At 40.0% G+C, this 22,690-nt stretch carries 24 protein-coding genes and 1 other RNA gene; 14 read left to right on the top strand and 11 right to left on the bottom strand.

What is annotated here, in order from left to right; all coding sequences use genetic code 11:
• Nucleotides 1–7: 7 nt before the first annotated feature.
• The 4 genes from B2727_RS17605 to B2727_RS17590 all read left to right on the top strand — a co-directional run bounded on the left by B2727_RS17605 (nucleotide 8) and on the right by B2727_RS17590 (nucleotide 2,862).
• A complete protein-coding gene (locus B2727_RS17605) occupies nucleotides 8–712 on the top strand; it encodes an HAD-IA family hydrolase (RefSeq protein ID WP_033134092.1) in 705 nt (234 codons plus the stop codon).
• Complete coding sequence (locus B2727_RS17600) at nucleotides 696–1,124, top strand: RNA-binding S4 domain-containing protein (RefSeq protein WP_004807958.1); 429 nt, start codon at nucleotides 696–698, stop codon at nucleotides 1,122–1,124. The genes B2727_RS17605 and B2727_RS17600 overlap by 17 nt, the downstream gene beginning before the upstream one ends.
• 169 nt (nucleotides 1,125–1,293) lie before the next feature.
• Nucleotides 1,294–2,340: a recombinase RecA gene (gene recA / locus B2727_RS17595; RefSeq protein WP_004807961.1), complete on the top strand. Its 1,047-nt coding sequence runs from the start codon at nucleotides 1,294–1,296 to the stop codon at nucleotides 2,338–2,340.
• Between the two features lie 39 nt (nucleotides 2,341–2,379).
• Nucleotides 2,380–2,862, top strand: coding sequence for a regulatory protein RecX (locus tag B2727_RS17590; protein WP_005202859.1), 483 nt, complete (start codon nucleotides 2,380–2,382; stop codon nucleotides 2,860–2,862).
• 10 nt (nucleotides 2,863–2,872) lie between these two features.
• Here B2727_RS17590 and ffs read toward each other — a convergent pair.
• An RNA gene (gene ffs / locus B2727_RS17585) (signal recognition particle sRNA small type) lies at nucleotides 2,873–2,969 on the bottom strand.
• A gap of 324 nt (nucleotides 2,970–3,293) precedes the next feature.
• Here ffs and B2727_RS17580 point away from each other — a divergent pair.
• Nucleotides 3,294–4,151 carry a YbgF trimerization domain-containing protein gene (locus B2727_RS17580; protein WP_004807964.1) on the top strand — a complete coding sequence of 286 codons (858 nt, stop codon included), beginning with the start codon at nucleotides 3,294–3,296 and terminating at the stop codon, nucleotides 4,149–4,151.
• Between the two features lie 62 nt (nucleotides 4,152–4,213).
• Here the strand turns inward: B2727_RS17580 and B2727_RS17575 are convergent, their stop codons facing one another.
• The 3 genes from B2727_RS17575 to B2727_RS17565 all read right to left on the bottom strand — a co-directional run bounded on the left by B2727_RS17575 (nucleotide 4,214) and on the right by B2727_RS17565 (nucleotide 7,121).
• Nucleotides 4,214–6,085, bottom strand: coding sequence for a SurA N-terminal domain-containing protein (locus B2727_RS17575; protein ID WP_033134093.1), 1,872 nt, complete (start codon nucleotides 6,083–6,085; stop codon nucleotides 4,214–4,216).
• A gap of 139 nt (nucleotides 6,086–6,224) precedes the next feature.
• The gene (locus B2727_RS17570) at nucleotides 6,225–6,497 is read right to left on the bottom strand and encodes an HU family DNA-binding protein (protein WP_004639426.1); all 273 of its coding nucleotides are present in this window, start codon (nucleotides 6,495–6,497) and stop codon (nucleotides 6,225–6,227) included.
• Nucleotides 6,498–6,665: 168 nt separating this feature from the next.
• On the bottom strand, nucleotides 6,666–7,121 hold the full coding sequence (locus tag B2727_RS17565; protein ID WP_004807968.1) for a phasin family protein: 456 nt from the start codon (nucleotides 7,119–7,121) through the stop codon (nucleotides 6,666–6,668).
• Between the two features lie 208 nt (nucleotides 7,122–7,329).
• Here B2727_RS17565 and B2727_RS17560 point away from each other — a divergent pair, with 208 nt between their 5' ends.
• From B2727_RS17560 to fdx, 8 genes are all read left to right on the top strand, one after another.
• Nucleotides 7,330–7,977 (top strand): hypothetical protein, encoded by a 648-nt coding sequence (locus tag B2727_RS17560; protein WP_004807970.1) that lies wholly within the window; start codon nucleotides 7,330–7,332, stop codon nucleotides 7,975–7,977.
• Nucleotides 7,978–8,084: 107 nt separating this feature from the next.
• Nucleotides 8,085–8,558 (top strand): Rrf2 family transcriptional regulator, encoded by a 474-nt coding sequence (locus tag B2727_RS17555; RefSeq protein WP_004807972.1) that lies wholly within the window; start codon nucleotides 8,085–8,087, stop codon nucleotides 8,556–8,558.
• Nucleotide 8,559: 1 nt separating this feature from the next.
• A complete protein-coding gene (locus tag B2727_RS17550; protein WP_004807975.1) occupies nucleotides 8,560–9,777 on the top strand; it encodes an IscS subfamily cysteine desulfurase in 1,218 nt (405 codons plus the stop codon).
• Between the two features lie 79 nt (nucleotides 9,778–9,856).
• A complete protein-coding gene (gene iscU / locus B2727_RS17545; RefSeq protein ID WP_004652980.1) occupies nucleotides 9,857–10,243 on the top strand; it encodes a Fe-S cluster assembly scaffold IscU in 387 nt (128 codons plus the stop codon).
• A 29-nt stretch (nucleotides 10,244–10,272) separates the two neighbouring features.
• Complete coding sequence (gene iscA, locus B2727_RS17540; protein WP_004807977.1) at nucleotides 10,273–10,593, top strand: iron-sulfur cluster assembly protein IscA; 321 nt, start codon at nucleotides 10,273–10,275, stop codon at nucleotides 10,591–10,593.
• A gap of 84 nt (nucleotides 10,594–10,677) precedes the next feature.
• A complete protein-coding gene (gene hscB, locus B2727_RS17535) occupies nucleotides 10,678–11,196 on the top strand; it encodes a Fe-S protein assembly co-chaperone HscB (protein ID WP_005189614.1) in 519 nt (172 codons plus the stop codon).
• Between the two features lie 38 nt (nucleotides 11,197–11,234).
• Nucleotides 11,235–13,094 carry a Fe-S protein assembly chaperone HscA gene (gene hscA, locus B2727_RS17530; protein WP_033134094.1) on the top strand — a complete coding sequence of 620 codons (1,860 nt, stop codon included), beginning with the start codon at nucleotides 11,235–11,237 and terminating at the stop codon, nucleotides 13,092–13,094.
• Nucleotides 13,095–13,111: 17 nt separating this feature from the next.
• Nucleotides 13,112–13,450, top strand: coding sequence for an ISC system 2Fe-2S type ferredoxin (gene fdx, locus B2727_RS17525; RefSeq protein ID WP_004652975.1), 339 nt, complete (start codon nucleotides 13,112–13,114; stop codon nucleotides 13,448–13,450).
• Nucleotides 13,451–13,512: 62 nt separating this feature from the next.
• Here fdx and B2727_RS17520 read toward each other — a convergent pair whose 3' ends face one another.
• From B2727_RS17520 to aceI, 7 genes are all read right to left on the bottom strand, one after another.
• Nucleotides 13,513–14,352, bottom strand: a complete 840-nt coding sequence (locus B2727_RS17520) for a hypothetical protein (protein WP_033134095.1) — start codon at nucleotides 14,350–14,352, stop codon at nucleotides 13,513–13,515.
• 125 nt (nucleotides 14,353–14,477) lie between these two features.
• The gene (locus B2727_RS17515; protein WP_004807987.1) at nucleotides 14,478–15,914 is read right to left on the bottom strand and encodes an adenylate/guanylate cyclase domain-containing protein; all 1,437 of its coding nucleotides are present in this window, start codon (nucleotides 15,912–15,914) and stop codon (nucleotides 14,478–14,480) included.
• A 51-nt stretch (nucleotides 15,915–15,965) separates the two neighbouring features.
• Nucleotides 15,966–16,400 carry an HIT domain-containing protein gene (locus tag B2727_RS17510; protein ID WP_004807988.1) on the bottom strand — a complete coding sequence of 145 codons (435 nt, stop codon included), beginning with the start codon at nucleotides 16,398–16,400 and terminating at the stop codon, nucleotides 15,966–15,968.
• A 198-nt stretch (nucleotides 16,401–16,598) separates the two neighbouring features.
• Entirely contained in the window at nucleotides 16,599–20,057 is a 3,459-nt protein-coding gene (mfd, locus tag B2727_RS17505; protein WP_033134096.1) for a transcription-repair coupling factor, read from the bottom strand.
• Between the two features lie 106 nt (nucleotides 20,058–20,163).
• Entirely contained in the window at nucleotides 20,164–20,538 is a 375-nt protein-coding gene (locus B2727_RS17500; RefSeq protein WP_023270024.1) for a hypothetical protein, read from the bottom strand.
• Between the two features lie 95 nt (nucleotides 20,539–20,633).
• The gene (locus B2727_RS17495; protein ID WP_004652967.1) at nucleotides 20,634–21,029 is read right to left on the bottom strand and encodes a tautomerase family protein; all 396 of its coding nucleotides are present in this window, start codon (nucleotides 21,027–21,029) and stop codon (nucleotides 20,634–20,636) included.
• 191 nt (nucleotides 21,030–21,220) lie between these two features.
• Nucleotides 21,221–21,652: a chlorhexidine efflux PACE transporter AceI gene (gene aceI, locus B2727_RS17490; protein ID WP_005316384.1), complete on the bottom strand. Its 432-nt coding sequence runs from the start codon at nucleotides 21,650–21,652 to the stop codon at nucleotides 21,221–21,223.
• Nucleotides 21,653–21,739: 87 nt separating this feature from the next.
• On the opposite strand from aceI, the gene B2727_RS17485 reads away from it, so the two are divergent.
• On the top strand, nucleotides 21,740–22,633 hold the full coding sequence (locus B2727_RS17485) for a LysR family transcriptional regulator (protein ID WP_033134097.1): 894 nt from the start codon (nucleotides 21,740–21,742) through the stop codon (nucleotides 22,631–22,633).
• Nucleotides 22,634–22,690: the final 57 nt, after the last annotated feature.

Genomic DNA, 22,690 nt, shown 5'->3' with positions numbered 1-22,690 from the left:
CAACCTTATGTCATATTCAGATTTACAGCAGCAACCAATCGCCATGTTTGACATGGATGGCACCTTACTCGATTTAGCCTTTGATGATTTTATTTGGAATCATTGTTTGCCTGAACGACACGCTCAAGTACATCAATGTACGCTGGAGCAAAGCCAACAAACACTGTTTCAATTCTACCAACAACACAAGCATACACTATCTTGGTATTCTTCGGCGTACTGGACGGCTAAAGTTGGAGTTGATGTATTACAACTGCAATACGAGCATCGCGAAAAAATTCGTGCTCGCGTCGGCTGCCATCAACTCCTGCAGCAACTCAATGCCCAAGGTTATCGCTGTTGGTTACTGACCAATGCAGATCGTGCAGGCTTACAACTCAAACTTGAAAATGTAGAACTAAGCCCCTACTTTGAACTTATGATCAGTAGCGAAGAACTCGGGCATGCCAAAGAAGAAGTTGCTTTTTGGCAAAAGCTACAACAATTGCACCCATTTGATCCCGCACAAGCAGTATTTATTGACGATACAGTTGCCGTGCTCAAAGGTGCAGAAGACTTTGGTATCTGCCAGTTATTCAGTATTCTACAGCCGTCTAGTAGCAAAGCTGCGAAAGCCGCAACTGAGCTGCCATACCCTGCACTTGATCATTTAACCGAACTTTTTGATTATCTTGAAACCAACCAACAGGTAACAGATGCCAAAACAGCATGAAGCAGAAAGCATGGATGCCATGCGCATTGATAAATGGCTTTGGGCGGCTCGTTTTTTTAAAACACGCTCAATTGCCAAAGCTGCGATTGAAGGTGGCAAAGTCCATCACAACAATGATCGCGTTAAAGTTTCTAGAGATGTGCGTGTTGGAATGGAACTCACCATTCAACAGGGTCTCGATAAAAAAACTGTGGTTGTGAAAGCACTTTCCGCCATCCGCGGTGGTGCACCAATGGCGCAACTGCTTTATGAAGAAACAGCAGAAAGTATTACCCGCAGAGAGTTGCATGCCTCACAACGAAAATTGCATAATCTAGCCCGACCTGATCATCGACCAAGTAAAAAAGATCGTCGTGATATCAATCGTTTTAAACAAGAAAATGTAGAATCCTGGTCTTATCATGATGAATAGATGGGATGAATATTTTCTATTTTTGGATGCGTCATCTCGTGTCGCATAGACACAGATCAGATGTAGAATAAACAACTAGAATCTGCCACTATACTCAAGTCCCAACAAGTTGAGATTCAATACATCCACTTGGGTTAGTCGTTAAGAAATAAAGTTTTGAGGTTTTGAGATGGATGATAATAAAAGTAAAGCGCTACAAGCTGCCTTAGGTCAGATTGAAAAGCAATTTGGTAAAAATACCGTGATGCGCTTAGGTGATAACACTGTATTAGCAGTTGAAGCTGTTTCTACGGGTTCTTTAACACTCGATATCGCATTAGGGATTGGCGGATTACCTAAGGGTCGTATTGTTGAAATTTACGGTCCTGAATCTTCAGGTAAAACCACCATGACATTGCAAGCAATTGCACAATGTCAAAAGAATGGCGGTACATGTGCATTTATCGATGCAGAACATGCCTTAGACCCTGAATATGCACGTAAACTCGGTGTAGATATTGATAACCTATTGGTTTCACAGCCCGACCACGGTGAACAGGCATTAGAAATTGCTGACATGTTGGTTCGTTCAGGTGCAATTGATCTCATCGTTGTCGACTCCGTTGCTGCATTAACGCCTAAAGCTGAAATTGAAGGCGAAATGGGTGATTCACACATGGGCTTACAAGCGCGTTTGATGAGTCAGGCACTGCGTAAAATCACAGGTAATGCAAAACGTTCGAACTGTATGGTGATCTTCATTAACCAAATCCGTATGAAGATTGGTGTCATGTTTGGTAGCCCAGAAACAACGACTGGTGGTAATGCGCTTAAATTCTACGCTTCAGTTCGTTTAGATATTCGTCGTATCGGTGCAGTAAAAGAAGGCGATGAAATTACAGGTAACGAAACACGCGTTAAAGTTGTTAAAAACAAGATGGCACCTCCGTTCAAAGAAGCGGTCTTCCAGATCATGTATGGTCGAGGTACCAACCAGTTGGGCGAACTCGTTGACTTAGCCGTTCAACAAGATATCGTTCAAAAAGCAGGTGCTTGGTATTCATACCAAGGTAACAAAATTGGGCAGGGTAAAAATAATGTGATTCGTCATTTTGAAGAGAATCCATTGATGGCTCAAGAAATTGAAAAAATCATTCGTGAACAGCTTCTCACCAAGAATAAAAACGAAGCAGCTCAAAATGAGATCGAAGAAGAACCAGATTTACTAGAAATCTAAACTGAAACGCCCTTCGGGGCGTTTTTTAATGAGGAAGGCATGTTTAATTCAGATCAAACCGAGAAACCTAAAACGCTCACTGGGCAACGATTACGCTCCTATGCTTTTGCCCTGCTCACGCGTCGTGATTATTCAAAAGCTGAATTAATCAGCAAACTAAATCTCTATGCAATCAATCCAGATGAAGTGGCCAACCTTGTCGAAGAATTAGCACAACAGAACTATCAAAGTGATCAACGTGTCGCTGAGCTGACGCTCGCCAGCCAAATTAGAAAAGGTAAAGGCTTACAACGAATCAAACAGGCATTAAAAGCAAAACAACTGGATGCAGAGCTGATTACTGAGGAACTTCAAGAAGTAGACTGGGTTGATCAAGCCTATCAGCTTAAGGTCAAAAAATTTGGAGAAGAAGTCGCAACTGACCCTAAAATCAAAGCGAAACAAGTTCGATTTTTGCAATATCGTGGTTTTGATATGGGGGTAATTATGAAAGCGATTGCTCGAACGAGCGAAGAGGAATAAATGGTGGCAGCCCTACCAGCATGACTTCGGCACATCATAGTTCTACTACCGTTGCTACCTTCCGGTCCTGGCGGGGTTCGTAGAGTACAATTGCGAAGCTACCAGCAGGGCTACCATTGCCTGACAAAGTATAGAGATTTTTATCCGAGTTGCAAGCCTTGTCTCTGTTTTTCAGCGAGTTTTCAACTCAACTGCCTAATTCCTCATCAATCTCTATATATTTGTTATCTATTTATTTTAATTGTGTTTAAACATTAAACAACAACCAACCAATTTCCTTCAAAAGTGCTTGAAGATTGTAAATGCTTATTGCATTTAAATGAGTTGCTGTTTTAATGGCTTAATCAAAAATCTATATCTGGTGTGTTGCAAGTAAAAGGTGAAGACTTGTTCGACCACAGCTTTATATTTCAACTTATGGATGAATTTTTATGCTAAAAAAGCATTCCGTACTTTTTATTGCCCTGCTCAGCAGTGCACATTTATATGCCAATGTTCCTATTGAATCGCGCTCTTTAAGCCAACAACAGGCCAATAATGTTGTTGCAGGTTCTCCAAGCTTGAACTGGGAAATCATGCAAAAGAACCAAAAACTTGAAGAAGAAATTCGTAAGTTACGTGGTCAACTTGAAGAACATGACAATGCGATAGAGCAATTAAAGAAAGAGCTCACCAATCGCTATACTGATCTTGATCAACGCTTAGAACTGCTTTCGCAAAAAATTGATCCACCAGAAGATAACCCTGAAGCTCAAGATGGAGCTACGGCAGGCGCGGCCACAGATACGGCTGCACCTGTTATTGCACCGACAGCACCCGCAGCACAGCAACAGACACCACCTGTGAAACCACAAGCACCAGCCGCCGAGCAACCACCACAGCCCAATACAGCAACAACCAGCAATACCACCAATCAAATCGAGTTAGAAAAAGCAGCCTATACTGTTGCACTTGATGCCTATAAACAAGGTGGTGCAAAAAAAGCCATTCAACCAATGCAAAACTTCATTAAAAACCATCCGAATGGTATTTATGTTGGTAATGCATATTTTTGGTTAGCTGAATTTTACTTAGCCGTTGAGCCTGTAGACTATAAGGCTGCCAAACAGAACTATAATATTGTAGCAACACGCTATCCAAATTCTGCTAAAGCGTCTCGTGCGGTTTATCAGTTATATAGTATTGCCAAAGAAGTAGACAAAAACACTGCTTTAGCAAATCAATATAAAAGCAAGCTGCTCAGCCAATACCCACAATCTGAAGAAGCTAAATTTATTCAGAAAAAATAGTTTATCGCCTCCAATAAAAAAGCCAGTTTGTTTAAACTGGCTTTTTTATGCTTAGAACAAACTTATTTGATCTTTGCTTGTGATTTCAAGTATTCAGTATAGTCTTCCAAGACCTGCTGACCACGGAACTGTTGATAAAGCTTATTCAACTCTTGTAACTGTTCTGCTGGTAAAGTGCTTGCTACGCTACTATTCACATTTGAAACAGCAACGATCACTAATTCATTTGGCAACTTGGCAGTCGTTGCAGACCATAAACCATCTTTGCTTGGTGCAGGAATGCTGAATGCTGCACGTTCAATAGGACGTTTTAAACCTTGTGAACGAGCGAATGTGCCTGCATTTTCAAAAGTGACTTGAGATTTAGCAACCACCTGAGCCGCTGGCTGAGTTTTAAAGTCAGCAAGGATTGCTGCAATTTTCGCTTGAGCAGCTTTGTATGCTTTTGCTTCAATGACTTTCGCTTTGACATCAGCAGTTGCCTCGTTTAAAGGTTTTACACCTGCTGCATGGTAATTACGTACTTTGATCCAAATCGTATCACCATTCGCCATTTGAATATTTGAAGATGCATTACGATCACCGTTTTTCACATCATCATTGAACAATTTTGCTTTAACACTCAAATCACTTAAATATGGATTATCGGTTGTTAAGGTCACAGCATTAGCAGATTCAATACGTGCACCTTTTACTTCTTGCGCAACAACATCAAGTGAATCACCACCAACAACCATTTCGTTTAAATTATTCACTGTATCACTGAATAAATTCGCAGCTTTCGATTTTTCAACCTCAGCCGTTAAACGTGCTTTTTCAGCCTCAAAGGAAGGAATATTGGCAACTGGTGCATTGGCTTCAATGATGTGATAACCATATTGTGTTTTAACAGGTTTAGAAATCTGGCCATTTTTCAATGCAGTAACCGCATTATCAAAGTCAGCTGAGAATACCCCAGGTGCATAAGCTTCAACTAAACCGCCATTCGCTTTAGAGCTTGGGTCTTCAGAGTACTGAGCCGCTGCTTGAGCAAATGACTCACCTGCTTGAATTTTAGCGTAAACTTCATTGGCAAGTTTCTGAGCAGCCGCGTCATCACGCGCATCTGTGGTAATTAAGATATGCTTAACTTCACGCTTTACATCTTTTTGTTGCTTGTCCACAAATGCAGTATAAGCTTGCTGTAAATCAGCTTCAGTTACCGCAAGGTTTGCTTTCGGCAATAATGCTGGTGTAAGCACAACATAATCAACATCAACACTGGCAACTTGCTTAAACTCGTTTTTATGCTTGTTGTAATAGTCAGCAATTTCTTGATTCGATACTGTCACACCTTTTTTATAATCATCTAACTTAATACTTGCCAAATGCAAAGTACGTTGTTCCGTTTGCAAATTAGCTAACTGCTGTACATCAGACTTGCTCACCAATGCATAATCCATCAATGATGTTGAAATCATTTTAAGAGCATGGTCTTGACGCAAGCTAGCAATCAACGCCTGATTCGTCATTCCCACAGAACGTAAATAGTTTTCATATAATTTTTGTGAAAACTGTCCATTTTCTTGGAAGCTTGGCTGCTGAGCTAACATTTGCTCAAGCTGTACATCACTTAAAGTCATACCTAACTTTTCAGCTTGCTGTTGCAACAAACTGCGTGCAACAAGTGCATCCAATGCTTTTTCTTGAATGACAGGTAAATTTAAAAGAGACTCATCACCTTTGACCAATGACAAATACTGGTCTTTATAGTTCTTGGTTGCACTTTCTAATTCTTTATTAGAAATATCTTGACCGTTTACCGATTTCGCAACGTCTGCTTTATTGCTACCACTAAAATATCCTTCAATCCCTACAAGTGCTAAAGGGGTCAAAAACAAAACGAGCAGGACTTTACCCAACCAACCCTTAATGAGAGTACGAAACGATTCCATAAGAATTCCAATATTTTATTTCGGGGCAATTTTAACTGAAAAACAAAGACGAATGAATGCAGAATAAAGATCAAATTAACTTTTTCATTCAATAAATAAAAAACGCACCCTGAATGGTGCGTTTATTGATTTAAAAAGATTACGCAACCGAATCTTTTAAACCCTTACCAGCTTTGAAGCTAGGTACTTTACTTGCTTTGATTTGAAGTTCTTCACCAGTCTTAGGGTTACGACCAGTACGAGCAGCACGTTCTTTCACGCTGAAAGTACCGAAACCAACTAAAGTAACCGTGTCACCTTTTTTAAGTGCTTCAGTGATTGATGCAATTGTCGCATCGAGTGCCTTACCAGCATCCGATTTAGACACTCCCCCTTTTTCAGCAATCGCATCAATTAATTCTGATTTATTCATGATAAAAAATATCCTCTTAATATCGTTTGTTAAGATCCAAGGCTATAGTTTAAAAGGCCATGACGCCTTTATAGCAATGCTTTGGGGGAGAACGCAATACTAGAAAGACCTTTTAATTAAAATAAATACTGAAAAACGACATAAACGGACCAGTTACCTGCATTTTTTTTACTTTTTATTCAATTTAGCCTTCAATTGGTTATTTTCTTCAATCAATGCATCCACTTTGATATGCAACTGCACAAGAAGCTGTTCGATATGCTGAAGATCCTTCGGCGTCACCAAGCCAATACGATTCAAAGAGTGATTTACGCCCGTATCTAAAATCTTTTCAACTTTGTCTTTGGTATCTGTTACAGACTCTTTGGCTTTCTCTGTGACCTTGCCAACCGTATTGTCTGCGAAATCGACTGTTTTCGACTCAAGCTCTTCACCGACCTTGACCAGTGAGTCAAACAATTTATTTCCTTCTTCTTCAGCACGTGAAAAAGCACCCAAACCAGCAAGCCAAATTTGTTGTGTATATTTTTTGAAATCCAGTGCAGATTTTTTAGAACTCTTTGATTTTGGCTTAGTTTTTACTTCAGCTTCTTCGTTAGGATTTTCTATGTTTGAGTTATCCATTGACCATTACTCCTAAGCTCTTTACAAACAGTATGTCGTATTTAACCATAAAAATGTTTTTATAATATCAAAGTTAAGACTTGATCGTTTTAAAAAACTGTTCTACAAAGCAATAAAGTCATGTAAATTATTTTTAACAATTGAGTAAGGATACTCAAAGTTTACTGATTTTATTGTTTTAACGTTATTGGCAAGGAAAAAGAGATCTATGAGTGATACGCAACAAAGACATAAACACCCCCATTTGTTGCTAAACATTGTCATCATTGTTTTAGAAACTTTTTTCTCCTTCGTCCTTACGCATGATGCGGGATTGCGCTTGCAAGCAAAAAAGCTCATCGATAAAAAGATGACGATTCGCATCAATAGCTACATTCCGTTCTTTGACTTTTATATCCAATTTACCGAAAAAGGTCTGTTGTTCGATATGAAAGCACTGGATCGTAACATCGATTTAGAGATTAATAGCACACTCATCGATCTGATTAAGATTTTTGTGTTTAACAATCAGCGTAGCATTACCAATATGCGTATCCTTGGTGATGCCGTTCTCGCTGAAGAATTTTTAGATTTACTTCCACACCTTACGCTCTCGAGCATTCTGGCAAACTGGAAACAATGGTTAAATCTATTCAATGATGAAGCTGAAGCCGTTGCATCTCAGCAACGCATTGCCCCACTCTTAGATAAAATTGATCAGCAGCGCTCTGAAATCAACACTTTGTTGGTTGAAGTAAAACAATATCAAAACCGTATTCACCGCCTGCAAAAACGTCAGCGCTTGATTAATATCAGCTTTGCGGTATTGAGCTTTATTTTCATTGCCTTTTTTGTTTATAATACGTGGATACAATAATTCCAATATATTTTACTTTTCACACTGATAATGACAATTTAAAACTTGACTATTTTAGTCGGAATTCATAAAATTTACCTATCTAGTCTAACCATGTGTACCGAATCATGCGTCTTACAACTCGCGGTCGTTACGCAGTGACTGCTCTACTTGATTTAGCTTTGCAGCCAACTGAACAAACGATCACGCTTGCGGAAATAGCAGCACGCCAATCCATTTCAGTCGCTTATTTAGAACAGTTATTCGCAAAACTTAAACGTCATGGGTTAGTTTCAAGCGTTCGTGGTGCAAATGGTGGCTATCACCTTGCGCGCACTGCAAGTGAAATCACCGTGCTAGAAATTATCGAAGCTGTAAATGAAACTGTTGATGCAACCCGTTGTGACCACAAAGGCAACTGCCAGAATGGTGCAATGTGTTTAACGCACGACTTATGGCAAGAACTCTCCCACCATATTGCCGATTATCTCGCAAAAATCACGCTTGCTGATTTAATTGCGCGTGACAACGTTCAAACTGTTGCTCTACGCCAAAATTCACCAAGTTTAGATTCAGCCCTTCTATCGGTTACAGGTATTTGACATGAAACGTCCAATTTATCTTGATTACGCAGCAACCACTCCTGTACTGCCTGAAGTTGCAGAACGTATGGTGGAGTGTTTAACGTTCGAAGGGACTTTTGGTAACCCTGCGTCACGTTCACATGCTTATGGTTGGCAAGCCGAAGAAAAAGCTGAGTATGCGCGTGAGCAAGTTGCAAATTTAATCAAAGCAGACCCTCGTGAAATCGTTTGGACTTCAGGTGCGACTGAATCTGACAACCTTGCATTAAAAGGGATTGCTCAATTCTACGGCTCAAAAGGCAAACACATCATTACAAGTAAAATCGAACACAAAGCTGTGTTAGATCCTTGCCGTGAGCTTGAAGAACAAGGTTTCGAAATTACATATTTAGAACCAGAACCACGTACAGGTTTAATTACACCTGAAATGGTTAAAGCAGCTTTACGCCCTGATACCATTCTTGTATCACTCATGATGGTGAACAATGAAATCGGTACCGTAACAGACGTTGCTGCAATTGGTGAATTAACTCGTGCCAATAAAACATTCTTCCATGTCGATGCCGCTCAAGCAGCTGGTAAAGTTGAAATTGATCTTTCAACCATGAAAGTCGACTTGATGAGTTTCTCTGGTCACAAAATTTATGGCCCTAAAGGTATTGGTGCACTTTTTGTTCGCCGTAGCCCACGTGTTCGCTTAAAAGCACAAATGCACGGTGGTGGTCATGAGCGTGGTATGCGTTCTGGTACTTTAGCGACACACCAAATTGTTGGTATGGGTGAGGCTTTTGAAATTGCTGGCAAAACGATGCAAGCAGAGCAAGAGCGTATCCGTAAATTACGCGACAAGCTTTGGAATGGTTTACAAGACCTTGAACAAGTGTTCTTGAATGGCCACCCAACACAAAACGTTGCAAACTATCTAAATGTCAGCTTCAACTTTGTTGAAGGTGAATCACTGATGATGGCACTGAAAGATGTTGCTGTTTCAAGCGGTTCAGCATGTACATCTGCAACTTTAGAGCCTTCATACGTTTTACGTGCTTTAGGTTTATCTGATGAGTTAGCACACAGTTCAATCCGTTTCAGTTTTGGTAAATACACAACTGAAGCAGATATTGATCACGTGTTAACAATTACCAAAGCTGCAGTTGAGAAGTTGCGTGAACTTTCTCCGCTTTGGGATATGTACAAAGAAGGTATCGACCTTTCAACAGTTGAATGGGCTGAACACTAATTCATTGAACCCTCAATTGAAAAACGTGTTTTTACCCTCATATTAATATTAGGCTGACCCCGAGGTTTGGAGAAGCAACATGGCTTATAGCGAAAAAGTAATTGATCATTACGAAAACCCTCGTAATGTTGGCGTTTTAGACAAAAATGCAGAAAACGTAGGTACAGGTATGGTCGGTGCACCAGCGTGTGGCGACGTAATGCGTTTACAAATTCAAGTCGATGACAATGGCGTAATTGAAGAAGCTCGCTTCAAAACTTACGGCTGTGGTTCTGCAATTGCATCAAGTTCTCTTGTAACCGAGTGGTTAAAAGGTAAAACGCTTGATGAAGCTCAATCAATCAAGAATATTGATATTGCGACTGAGCTTGCACTTCCACCAGTAAAAGTACACTGCTCTGTATTGGCTGAAGATGCAATTAAAGCTGCGATTGAAGACTATCGTGGCAAGAAAGCGAAAGCTTAATTGATGAACGAAATAACATTGGAGTTTTCATGATCCATTTAACTGAAAATGCTGCGAGTCACATCAGCAATTACCTGCAAAATCGTGGTAAGGGCGAAGGCATTCGTATTGGCGTGAAAACTTCGGGTTGTTCTGGGTTGGCTTATGTACTTGAGTTTGTCGATGATGTCGACACGCATGACCAAGTATTTGAACAACTTGGTGTTAAAGTATTTGTTGACCCGAAAAGCTTGGTTTATCTCAATGGTTTAGAGATGGACTATGTCAAAAATGGTCTAAATGAAGGCTTTGAATTTAACAACCCAAATCAAAAAGGTGAATGTGGTTGCGGTGAATCATTTACTGTTTAACTGGCAACACCCCTCTTTCTTTTCGTCAAAACAGTGTGTTCCGCACTGTTTTAACGTATTTATCAATAGCGGAATTCATCTCCCATGAATCATTTTGAGTTGTTCCAATTACCCGAAGCACTCGATATAGATTTAGCAGCTTTAAAAAAACAGTTTTTAAGTTTGCAACAGCAATATCACCCAGATAAAGCCACTGACAAAGATCTGGCATTGATCAAGTCGAGCGAAATCAATCAGGCATTTAAAGTACTTTCACAAGTTGATAGTCGTGCTGCGTATCTGCTTGCCTTAAAAAAACAAGATCATCATCTGGATCAATCCATTAGTGATTTTGAATTTTTGCAATCTGCACTCGAAATGCGTGAACAATTAGATGAAGCAACATCTACAGAGCAATTAAATACACTAAAAGTTGAAATTCAACAGTGGATCGATGGTTTAGTTCGCGAATTTAAAATTGATTTTGCTGACGAAGACTGGGCAGAAGCACGTGATACTGTTCGTAAATTACGTTTTTTCCAACGTGTTATGAATGATATTGATAAAGCTGAAGATCGCATGTTGGACGAAGAAGAGAGCTTCGACCTCGATGATGATTTTTAATCCGCTGTTACCGATTATTTTCAAGGGATACCGCACGCATGGCGCTTTTGCAAATTGCTGAACCAGGTCAAGCTACTGCCCCGCATCAACATCGTATTGCGATCGGCATTGACTTAGGGACAACCCACTCTTTAGTGGCGACAGTGCTATCGGGAAAACCGAAAGTTCTACAAGATGACAAAGACCGAGTATTACTGCCGTCTATTGTTCACTATGCAAAGGATGCAACCACGTTTGGCTATGAAGCTAAACCTTTTATGCTGACTGATCCTAAAAATACAGTTGTTTCAGTAAAACGCTTTATGGGTCGCTCGCAAGCAGATATCAAATTCCAGCATCCCTACACACTCGTAGGTGCAGAAAATGAAATGCCGGCATTTGAAACCGCTGCTGGTCGTAAAACACCAGTCGAAATTTCTGCTGAAATTTTAAAACAGTTAAAAGATCGTGCTGAAGCAAGCCTGAGTAATCCGGTAAATGGTGCGGTGATTACCGTTCCTGCTTATTTTGATGAAGCACAACGTCAAGCCACACGTGATGCTGCTCAACTCGCAGGCTTAAATGTTTTACGTTTATTAAATGAACCTACAGCAGCCGCTGTTGCGTATGGATTAGATCAAGACACCAATCTCAGTACTGACCGTAACTACGTCATTTACGATCTAGGTGGTGGTACTTTTGACGTATCGATTTTACGTTTTTCGCAAGGCGTATTTGAAGTTCTTGCAACAGGTGGACACACGGCCCTTGGTGGTGATGATCTTGATCGCTTAATCGTAAAATGGGCGAAAAAACAGCTCAATATCGATACTTTAAGTGATGAAGAATACGCTGTTTTCATCATGGCCGCACGTCAAGCCAAAGAACATTTAACAGACCATGATTCTGCTGAATTAAAACTATTGGATGATCGTCTGACTTTAGATCGTTCAACTTTCGAATCTATTATTCAAGTTGCACTCGATAAAACCATGAGTGTCTGCAAACGGGTATTACGCGATGCCAAACTTGAACTCGATGACATTGAACATGTGGTTCTTGTGGGCGGCTCTACCCGCTCTTATGCAGTACAAAAAGCGGTACGTGAATTATTCAAGCGTGAACCTCTTTGCACTATCAACCCAGATGAAGTGGTTGCGATTGGCGCATCAATTACTGCCAATCAGCTCATTGGTAATAGCCAAGATGGCTCATTATTACTTGATGTGACCCCACTCTCTCTTGGCCTAGAAACCATGGGTGGACTGGTTGAACGTTTGATTTCACGAAACACTGCGATTCCTGTTGCACGCCGTCAAGAATTTACCACTTATCAAGATGGCCAAACCGCGATGTTGATTCATGTGGTGCAAGGTGAACGTGATCTGGTTGAGCATTGCCGTTCATTGGGACGCTTTGTATTACATGGCATCCCACCAATGACTGCTGGTCAAGCGCGTATTGAAGTAACGTTCCAAGTCGATGCCGATGGCTTACTCACAGTATCTGCGAAAGAAACAACGTCTGGTGTTCAAGCACAAATCGATATCAAACCATCTTATGGTCTATCTTCGGCAGACACTGAGCGCTTACTGGTTGAAGGTTTCCAATATGCAGAGGAAGATAAACATCTTCGTCACTTGCAAGAAACCAAAGTTGAAGCACAACGTGAGTTGGAGGCTTTAGAGCAAGCGTTAAAAGCAGATACTGATTTGCTCTCTCAGCAACAGGCTCGTGACTTAATTCTTGCTGCTGAAGCGTTAAGAGCCCGTCTTAAAACAGATGAGCTGGCAGCGATTGAACATGCCGTTCAACAACTTAAAATTCATAGCGATGCCTTTGCCGCGCTTCGTATGAACCGACATATTGACCATGCCTTAAAAGGTACGAAACTTGAAGATTGGTCAAACTCAAACTAAAGGTATAGGTGATCAATATGCCACGTATTAAAGTTCTTCCTCATGCACAAATTTGCCCTGAAGGTGCAGAATTTGAAGTCGAACATAACGCCAATTTATGCCAAAGCTTATTAAAAAATGGCATTAAAATTGAACATGCTTGTGACATGTCTGCAGCCTGCACCACGTGTCACGTGGTTGTACGTAAAGGTTTTGACAGCCTTGAAGAGATGAATGATGTAGAAGCCGACTTACTTGACCGTGCATGGGGCCTAGAACCAGATTCTCGCCTGTCTTGCCAAGTAGAGATCGTTGATGAAGATTTAGAAATCGAGATTCCTAAATACACCATCAACCATGCTTCGGAAAATCATTAAAGATATCTAAATCGATTAATTTCCAAAGTTCAAATAAAAACTCTTCGTTCACGAGGAGTTTTTTATTTATTAAGAAAAATAAATAAACACAGCAAAATCACGGCTAAAAAGGGCAAGAAAAACCAACTAAGTTTAGTTTTTGATGAACTTGTAACAGCAGATTCTCGCGGTATTTGTTCTTCAAAAATTTGAGGTAATTTAGGTTGAAGTAGAATTTCTTCTAAATATACTTTATTCGTAATCTTATTAAGTACCTCCTTCTCCACATCATATAAACCACCACCATTTTCTCGCGCAGCCAGTTCCAGCCACTTATCTTTAAAGAAGTTATTTGGCCAAAAATAAGATGGTAAAGGCATAATATAATTAGGGTTTTGCTCTGACACAATGATTGGAAAAACCTTCATTGCAAGAAGCCCACCTGGTAAATGTCGATACTCAAACCACATGGAAGACATCTTTAAGGGTAAAGTCGCTAAACTTTGTGGAAAAGGATAATTAAATACTCGTGTAAATTCATTGGTCAAATGCGCTGCATAATTCTGTTGATCCAAGACATTTGGAGTAGTTCCCTTTAGGGAAAACAATTGCTCTGCCGCTTCCACAAGTTGAACAGGCTGCATTTTCCCCGATGGATCAAATACAACCTCTCCAGCACACGATATCCACTCAGGTTCAAATAAATTCCTATTCGCTTGTACCAATGATGCCCAGACAATTTTACCCGTCGTATATAACATAGGCATTGCTTTGATTTGAGCATAAAGCGGATCATCATACATCCACATAGAAGGTGCTACCTGTAAATATGGTCTTAATGGTTTTGGTAATTTTAAGATTAAATCCTTAATATCCAAATTATCCAGCATCGCCGTATTTAGGTTTTCTATCACTTGCTGCATTTTTTATTTATTCTCTTTATTAGAATTAAGATATCAACAAAACTTCGGTGCAATTGTTTCCCAAAACCATACAACGATTGTTTCACTAGAAATAACAGCTTGAATTAAAAAAATTATACTGAAGATTATCTGACTTCATCATCCAAAGTCAGTTTTGGGATGCCCTGTGCATTGGTAATTTTTTGCTGGGTCTTGATCCGCTGAACCATATTTTCCAAGATCTCGACCAGCTCTGGATATTCATAGTTCTGTACTTCTTCCAGATTCAGAACCAAATGGAAGCCTTTATAATCGAAATCGAACCATTTTTGCGTATCTGATTTTTTGCCTGTGAATTTCTCCATCACCTGCCATGTTTTAACAGGACCTTGAATGCCTTTTAGATAAATTGGCACCTTAGGCACACACAAAAACTCATTTTTAATCAGTTGATGGGTATCATCTGCAATCAGAATTTCATCAACTTCAGCCGCAGACTGCAAACGTGCTGCCAAGTTTACGTCACGACCAACAATGGTATAGGCCATACGATGAGAAGCACCATAGTTCCCGACGTGACAATAACCTGTACTAATGCCCATACGGATATGCAAAGCGGGATAACCCATTTTCTTCCAGCGTTCACGTAATAATTTCATTTGTTGTCGCATCGCAATCGCCATTTCTACGCAAGATTTTGCATCTTGCTCAACGCCTTGCGAATTTGGATCACCAAAGAAAATAAGAATCGCATCACCCATAAACTTGTCGACTGTCGCCTCATACTGTTTTGCAATTTCAGTCATATGACTCAAATAATCATTCAGTAGGAAAGCTAAATCGTCTGGGATTAAGGTTTCAGAAAGTTCAGTAAAACCTTGAATATCCGAGAAGAAAATGGTTAGTTTTTTACGCTTATATTCAATTTTTGCCTCTGCCTCACCACGCATGATTGACTGCCATAACTGCAATGGCGCATAACGGCTAAGCTGATTGGCAAATGCAATATAGCGCGTCATTTGATTATGATAATGCTGGCGTTGTTGCCCCAGAATATTCAAGCGACGGTGCTGATAATAGTTACCAATCACGATAAACATCATCAAACCAAGCAAACTAACGACTGTTAATTCAGGATTGGTTGGTTCGAAATATTCTTCCGCGCCAAAAATCACAAAAGTACTGAAATAGAAAACAATGACGCCAATCAAACCGATTAAACAAGAGACTGGCAGAGAAATTTTATTGTTCAATCCGACATACAGCAATCCAAATAGGATCGTAAAGGTGGGAACTAAACTGAGATGCAATGCGGCAAGAACCAGCGCAATGATCACAGCCTCATTGCCGAAAAGAACATTTTTTTCTATTTTTTTATCAAATTTATATTGCAGCCATTTTTCTAAACGGGGACAAAACAGAAAATAAATGAGTAATAAAGGAAGAAGGTAGAGTTGATAGCTAGCACTAGTTGAGGTAAATGTATAAATTACCAGAATTAGTGACAGAATCGAATATCCCATCAAACGATGAAAATAAGCAAACTGTCTAGGTTCTTTATCAATCAACCTATCTAGTGGCACTCTATCCTCCTTTTTTTATTATAGAATACTGTATTTATTCTATTTTCTGGATCAGTCCATACGCCAATCAAATGGCATATCACCCTGTCCACGCAATGCCAGCATTAACGTTTGACGCATGTGCGCAAGTACTTCATTGCTATAAGGCACCGCTGGTGTTCCCCACACTGGCTTAGGCCATGCAACATCATTTTGATAACGTACTACATGATGAAAATGAAGCTGAGGAACAACGTTTCCTAAAGCTGCTACATTCATCTTGTCTGCACGGAATACACGTGACAATTGGCTTGATAACCAGCTCGATTCACGTAAAAACTGTTCTTGGTCTGCTTGGCTTAATTCATATAATTCTGTGACACCTGGAACACGCGGAATCAGGATCAACCAAGGAAATTGCATATCATTCATTAAACGACATGTTGAAAGCGGGAAGTCGCCTACAAAAAATGTATCTTGAGCAAGTTGTGGATGCAAACTAAACATATCTTTATAAATGATGCAGAATAATGATGATCAATACTATCACATCAGTTTTGATGTGAATATTATTAGTAACCCGTTTGATTACAAATAACAATGATTTTCCTCATTTATTGCATGAACATCTGATCAAAAACAGGAATGCATTTGCTAAAAAACAGAACTTGCTCAATTAACCATCAAATCAAGTGCTTAAAAGCCTCAATTTAACTCACTCAATAACTTATTCAACAAGTCCACAATAAACTGAATCCGTTTATCGTACTCTGCTAATTGCACCATAACTTTCAAGCGTTGACCACCTTCCATTCGGTAATAGGTCGGATTTTTCTGCATTAGTTGAATGATACTGATCGCCTGTACAGGGGTATCAGGTGCAAACTCGATGTATCCCCCATTAGTATTGATGTCAATTTTGGTAATACCTAACTGCTCTGCACGCAAGCGCAGCTGATGCACACTAAACAATTGCTTCACAGGTTGTGGTGGAATACCAAAACGATCAATCAACTCCATACGAATATTGTCGAGTTTCTCTTGGCTATCGGTATTACTGATACGCTTATAGAACAACAAACGTTGATGGACATCACCTAGATAGTCATCTGGGATCAAGGCTGGCATATGCAAGTTAATTTCGGCTGTTAATGACAACGGCGCATCAAAATTAGGTGTTTTACCTTTTTGAATGGCTTTGGTCGCTTTTTCGAGCATTTCCATATACAGGCTATAACCAATCGCCTGCATTGAGCCGCTTTGCTGCTCACCAAGTAATTCACCCGCGCCTCGAATCTCCAAGTCTTCAGTTGCCAGCATAAAACCAGCACCCAAAGTTGAAGCACGTTGAATGGCATCTAAACGTTTTTCAGCATCACCTTTCAGGTGCTTGATCGATGGAACCAATAAATAGGCATAGGCTTGGTGATGCGAACGTCCGACACGACCACGCAATTGATGTAATTGCGCAAGTCCTAATTTATCGGCACGCTCAATGATGATGGTATTGGCATTTGGGACATCAATACCTGTTTCGATGATGGTTGAGCACACCAACACGTTATATTCTTTGTGATAGAACTGCTGCATCACCTGCTCAAGTTCACGTTCACGCATTTGCCCATGTGCCACAGCCACCCGTGCTTCAGGGACTAAATTACGAATTGTTTCAGCGGCACGTTCAATGGTATCCACCTCATTATGCAATAGGTAAACCTGACCACCACGTAACAACTCACGCAGAATCGCTTCTTTGACTGAATCATCAGTATGTTCTTGTACAAAGGTTTTAACGGCTAAACGACGTGCTGGTGGTGTTGCAATGATCGACAGATCACGCATACCAGAGAATGCCATATTTAAAGTACGTGGAATTGGCGTCGCCGTTAGAGTCAACATATCCACATCAGCACGTAAGGCTTTAATCCGTTCTTTATCACGGACACCAAAACGGTGTTCCTCATCGACAATCATAAGTCCAAGATTCTTGAACTGGATATTTTCTTGCAGAATTTTATGCGTGCCGACCACGATGTCGACTTTACCTTCGGCAAGATCTTCAATGATTTTTAGGTGGGTTTTATTGCTGCCAAAACGCGACAATACTTCAATACGTACCGCTGTATCGGCAAAACGATCTTTAAAGGATTCATAGTGTTGCTGTGCTAACAAAGTCGTCGGTACCAGAACTGCAACTTGCTTATTATTTTGTACCGCAACAAATGCTGCACGCATTGCCACTTCGGTTTTACCAAAGCCCACATCACCACAAACCAAACGATCCATCGGTTTGGCCAGCTGCATATCATGGATGGTTGCTTCAATTGCGTTAGCTTGGTCTAAAGTTTCTTCATAGGCAAAGCCACTGGAGAATTGCATATATCCCGTATGATCCAGCTCAAAAGCAAAACCAGGTTTGGATTGACGACGGGCCTGAATATGTAATAGCTCTGCGGCAACATCATGGATTTGTTCCAAAGCTTTGCGCTTCGCTTTGCTCCAAGTATCCGTACCCAATTTATGCAGTGGGGCTAAATCAGGATCACCCCCACTATAGCGGCTAATCAGATGTAAATTGGTTACCGGCACATAGACTTTCGCACCATCTGCATAATCAAGCTGCAAGAATTCATGATCCTGCTCATCGATTTCTAGCGTAATTAAACCTGCATAACGCCCTACACCATGATCGATATGCACCACAGGTGCACCAATACTCAGCTCGGTTAAACTACGAATCAAGAACTCTTCAGATACTTCTTGCTGACGCTTACGACGGCGCTGCACCACACGGTGTTCATAAAGTTGATTTTCCGAAATCACCGACAGCTGATTACTCAGCAACAGCCCTCGATCTAGTGGCGCACTGGTAATCGCAACCTGCAACTTATCTTTTTGGAACTGAGCAAAACTGTCTACGTTTTGAATTTCACCCAATACACCACGCAACGCATCTTTTAAGGTCTCACGGCGACCAGCACTCTCAGCGACCAATAAAACAGGATGCTTGGCTTGGTCGATATAATGTTTTACTGCCTCAAACGGTTGTTCTTTTTTCGGATCAACTGCTAGTTTAGGTGGTTGTTCAGCCGCGACATTGAGTACACCCGCCTTGGTCTCGAAAGCTTCTGCTGAAGCCAAAATTCGAGGGAATTGATTTAATGCCTGTAAAACATGGTTAGGCATTAAAAATAATTCTTCTGGCGGTAGGATTGGTTGATCAATGTTATGACGTCGATCTTCATAACGACGCATCACTTCTTTCCAGAAGTTCATTAAATCATCTTCAATTTCACTATTTGTAATGACAACGCAATTATCTGGTAAGTATGTCGTCAACATACTCTGCGCTTCCATCAGCTTCTTATCAAAAAATAATGGCAAATAAAACTCTAAACCGGGCGTTGCAATTCCCTCTAATACATCCTGATAAATCGGATTTTTCTTTGGATTTGCAGTTGGGAAGCTTTCTGCATAGCGATCTCTAAAGGTAGAGCGCCCTTCTTTGAGTGGAAACTCTTTTGCAGGCAACACCGTAAAGTTCTTTAAGGATTCCGTCGTTCTTTGAGTTTCTGGATCAAAGAACTTTAGACTTTCAATTTCATCATCAAATAAATCAATTCGAATCGGTTCATCTTGTCCAGATGCAAAAATATCCATGATGCTACCGCGAACTGCAAATTCACCATGATCATAAACCGTGTCAACTAAACGATAGCCTGCTTGAACCAATTGTTTCTTTTGTGCTTCGAGGTCTAACTTCTGCCCGACTTTGATATCAAAGTGCTCACCCACGACCCACGAATAAGGGGCAACACGTTGCGCCAAGGTGCTGGCAGAAACCAGTAAAATACCCTTTTGTGGCATATTCGATAAAATTGCTAAACGTTCAGAAACAATATCTTGGTGCGGAGACAAGCGGTCATAAGGCAAAATTTCCCAATCAGGGAAAATAACAGGCGTTATGCCATAAAACTCAAGCTCACTTTCAAGCTGGGCAAGATGTTGATTATTCCTTGCAATAATCACATAAAGATTCGAATTTTGAGTGGCAATTTCTTTAAATAATAATGCAGCTGATGATCCAAGTAAGGAACCGACCCAGCGTTTTTCACCCGCTTTGAATTGTTGTAAGTTTAATTGAGAGATTTCTTGTTGAAACATAGAGAAAATCATGCAATCTAAAAAGATAAGTTCCCTATTTTAGCATGATGTTTTTTGAGGAGTGTGAGTTTTTCTACGACTGATTTGAGCTTCCGCTTCTTATAAATTACCGTCTAATTATTTCCTCAGGCGTGATATAAATTTCAGCATCGTCACCTTGTACTGTTGCATGAAGTTTGTTTGCAATCTCAATCATTTTCCTAATCGCTTCAGGACTTGGATTTTTAATCGATAAACTACAAGAATCATGACTATATATTAGTGGAATTTCTTGCTTATCAATAAGAATTAGAAAGTCTTGTGCTGAATTCTGGAGATCACTTTTTACTGATGGATCTAGCATCATATAAGCGTGCCATTCTGCAGGAGTAATACATTCCCCCTCATTAAAATAAAATTCTTTTTTTGTGATATGTAAATCATAGCCCGCATAGCTGACTTGGCAAACAATGAATAGAATGAGTAAAATTAATTTAAACATCTTTTTATTTATCTCATCTTTTAAAATTACTTAGGCTATTTTCCTATTTAAATAAAAGAAAGCCCTGATAGAGCTTTCCTCGTTAAAACCTTATTCTAAACATCAATTTTAAAACCTAAATTAACATCACAAGCTGCCTGACCACCACGAACACCAAAATTTTCTGAAGGCAGTTCACGAAGCATAATTTTTACATGATCTTTAGGAATGCCTATCGGCTCAAGATTATGCACAATCAATTTATACAGCTGACGCTTGGCATCTAAAGAGCGCCCAAGAAATGCATCAATACTAATCAAGGTATAACATTCGGGTTTTGCCTTTTCAGGCGGGCATTGAAAGCGATGTGCTTCATGCACAATTAAACGTACATTCCGATCACTGGCCATGATTTTAAAAGCATCTCTCAGTGCCGTATGCACTGCCTCCATGATCTCCAGTTCAACTGCGACTGGATATTGTTGCCTAACTTCAATAAGCACACTTGGCATGTTTTTATTCTCCTACGAACTAGCGTCATTAAATTTTGGTATTGTTTCTTATATTATTTAAAACTTGCTCTGACGATATTAAATAAACTTGAGCAATCTGACTTTATCAATACTGTAATCAAATCATGCTGAACTGCAGACAATAAAAAGCACTCTTCAGCCAATCCCGAAGAATGCTTTTCATCAAACAATTATGATGATGCAAGTTTTGCATTTGGGAAGAAACGATCTTCTACCACGTCATAACACCACTGGAAGATGAATGTATACACCAAGATACACATAGTCAAACCAAAATCGAGAATCAAGGCTTCAATAAAGCTCATCTTCATCAAGTACGCAATAATTGGAATAGTTGCAAGCATCAAGCCGCCTTCAAACCCAATCGCATGCATAATACGCACTGGAATGGTTCTTTCCCATTGATATTTATGTTCTACTTTCTCAAAGTAATGGTTAAAAATCATATTCCAGAATACGGAAATGACCGCCATGATCGTACCTAAAATACCAGTTACTTCTAGTGGCATACTAAAAATAAAACTTAAAGCAATCGCGATGATGACCAATAAAATCACTTCATAGCTAATTGCATGAATGAGTCTTCTTTTGGAAATCAACATTTCATAACACTCTCTTGTTTGGATAAGTGCCATTTTATTTTTATAATACTGATCAATCCAATTAGGTTCTTTCAGTTTTTTTGACAGATGAATATTAATCAAGAACAACTCATCATGTTTCAAACCGTCATTGAAACAGGTTCATTTTCGGCTGCGGCACGTAAATTAGGCAAAGTCCCTTCTGCTGTAAGTATGTCGATTGCCAATTTAGAAATTGATCTCAATCTCAATTTATTTGAACGGGTTGGACGTGAACCTATTCCGACAGCAGAAGCCACTGTGCTCTATGAGAAAACACAACAATTATTGATTGAAATGAATCAATGGAAGCAGCATGCGCATGCACTGAGTACAGGCTTGGAGTCAACCTTAAATATTGTAGTAGTTTCAGAACTGCTTTATACCAACTGGACCGACTATATCACCCTGCTAGAACAGCAATTCCCTAGTCTGGCGATTAATATCTTTTCAGCACCACAAGAAGATGCTTTACAGATGTTACTTGATCAATCTGCACAACTTGCATTGATGTTTGAGCGAGAACAACTGGATAGTCGTGAACAATTTGTAGAACTTAAACGGGAAGCGCTTGTGCCTGTGATTGCAAAAAATCATCCATTGGCGCTCCTCGACAAAGTTTCTTTTGAGCAAGCAGTACAAATACGTCAAATTGTAGTTGCAAGCCGAGATCATAGCATCAAGCCCGAATTGCTTTATTCAAAGGACTATTGGCGTACCGACAATCATCATTCAGCGTGTATGATGATTATTCGTAATTTAGGTTGGGGTGTGTTGCCCTTGCAAATGTTCAATGAAAATCCAGAACTCAAAAAGAAACTGAAGATTTTGGATATGTATGATTTCACCCCTAAATTTGAATACTATGTTGATCTGGTCTGGAGCCGTGAAAGTGAATTAGGGGTCGCTGCCAAATACTTAATCGATCATATCCGACAGCAACGTAAACACAATGAGGGATAAGCGGTCGCCAGATAAACAATTCTGCAAACAAATGCAGGGCTTTGCTTTCATGTAGAT

It is taken from the genome of Acinetobacter sp. UBA991, from assembly GCF_002292065.1.
GTDB lineage: Bacteria > Pseudomonadota > Gammaproteobacteria > Pseudomonadales > Moraxellaceae > Acinetobacter > Acinetobacter higginsii.
This window is presented reverse-complemented; position numbering and strand designations above follow the sequence as displayed.

Bases quoted from the DNA above. Each gene is read 5' to 3' on its own strand.
- B2727_RS17605 (WP_033134092.1), top strand. From the start codon at position 8: ATGTCATATTCAGATTTACAGCAGCAACCAATCGCCATGTTTGACATG.
- B2727_RS17600 (WP_004807958.1), top strand. From the start codon at position 696: ATGCCAAAACAGCATGAAGCAGAAAGCATGGATGCCATGCGCATTGAT.
- recA (WP_004807961.1), top strand. From the start codon at position 1,294: ATGGATGATAATAAAAGTAAAGCGCTACAAGCTGCCTTAGGTCAGATT.
- B2727_RS17590 (WP_005202859.1), top strand. From the start codon at position 2,380: ATGTTTAATTCAGATCAAACCGAGAAACCTAAAACGCTCACTGGGCAA.
- B2727_RS17580 (WP_004807964.1), top strand. From the start codon at position 3,294: ATGCTAAAAAAGCATTCCGTACTTTTTATTGCCCTGCTCAGCAGTGCA.
- B2727_RS17575 (WP_033134093.1), bottom strand. From the start codon at position 6,085: ATGGAATCGTTTCGTACTCTCATTAAGGGTTGGTTGGGTAAAGTCCTG.
- B2727_RS17570 (WP_004639426.1), bottom strand. From the start codon at position 6,497: ATGAATAAATCAGAATTAATTGATGCGATTGCTGAAAAAGGGGGAGTG.
- B2727_RS17565 (WP_004807968.1), bottom strand. From the start codon at position 7,121: ATGGATAACTCAAACATAGAAAATCCTAACGAAGAAGCTGAAGTAAAA.
- B2727_RS17560 (WP_004807970.1), top strand. From the start codon at position 7,330: ATGAGTGATACGCAACAAAGACATAAACACCCCCATTTGTTGCTAAAC.
- B2727_RS17555 (WP_004807972.1), top strand. From the start codon at position 8,085: ATGCGTCTTACAACTCGCGGTCGTTACGCAGTGACTGCTCTACTTGAT.
- B2727_RS17550 (WP_004807975.1), top strand. From the start codon at position 8,560: ATGAAACGTCCAATTTATCTTGATTACGCAGCAACCACTCCTGTACTG.
- iscU (WP_004652980.1), top strand. From the start codon at position 9,857: ATGGCTTATAGCGAAAAAGTAATTGATCATTACGAAAACCCTCGTAAT.
- iscA (WP_004807977.1), top strand. From the start codon at position 10,273: ATGATCCATTTAACTGAAAATGCTGCGAGTCACATCAGCAATTACCTG.
- hscB (WP_005189614.1), top strand. From the start codon at position 10,678: ATGAATCATTTTGAGTTGTTCCAATTACCCGAAGCACTCGATATAGAT.
- hscA (WP_033134094.1), top strand. From the start codon at position 11,235: ATGGCGCTTTTGCAAATTGCTGAACCAGGTCAAGCTACTGCCCCGCAT.
- fdx (WP_004652975.1), top strand. From the start codon at position 13,112: ATGCCACGTATTAAAGTTCTTCCTCATGCACAAATTTGCCCTGAAGGT.
- B2727_RS17520 (WP_033134095.1), bottom strand. From the start codon at position 14,352: ATGCAGCAAGTGATAGAAAACCTAAATACGGCGATGCTGGATAATTTG.
- B2727_RS17510 (WP_004807988.1), bottom strand. From the start codon at position 16,400: ATGTTTAGTTTGCATCCACAACTTGCTCAAGATACATTTTTTGTAGGC.
- mfd (WP_033134096.1), bottom strand. From the start codon at position 20,057: ATGTTTCAACAAGAAATCTCTCAATTAAACTTACAACAATTCAAAGCG.
- B2727_RS17500 (WP_023270024.1), bottom strand. From the start codon at position 20,538: ATGTTTAAATTAATTTTACTCATTCTATTCATTGTTTGCCAAGTCAGC.
- B2727_RS17495 (WP_004652967.1), bottom strand. From the start codon at position 21,029: ATGCCAAGTGTGCTTATTGAAGTTAGGCAACAATATCCAGTCGCAGTT.
- aceI (WP_005316384.1), bottom strand. From the start codon at position 21,652: ATGTTGATTTCCAAAAGAAGACTCATTCATGCAATTAGCTATGAAGTG.
- B2727_RS17485 (WP_033134097.1), top strand. From the start codon at position 21,740: ATGAATATTAATCAAGAACAACTCATCATGTTTCAAACCGTCATTGAA.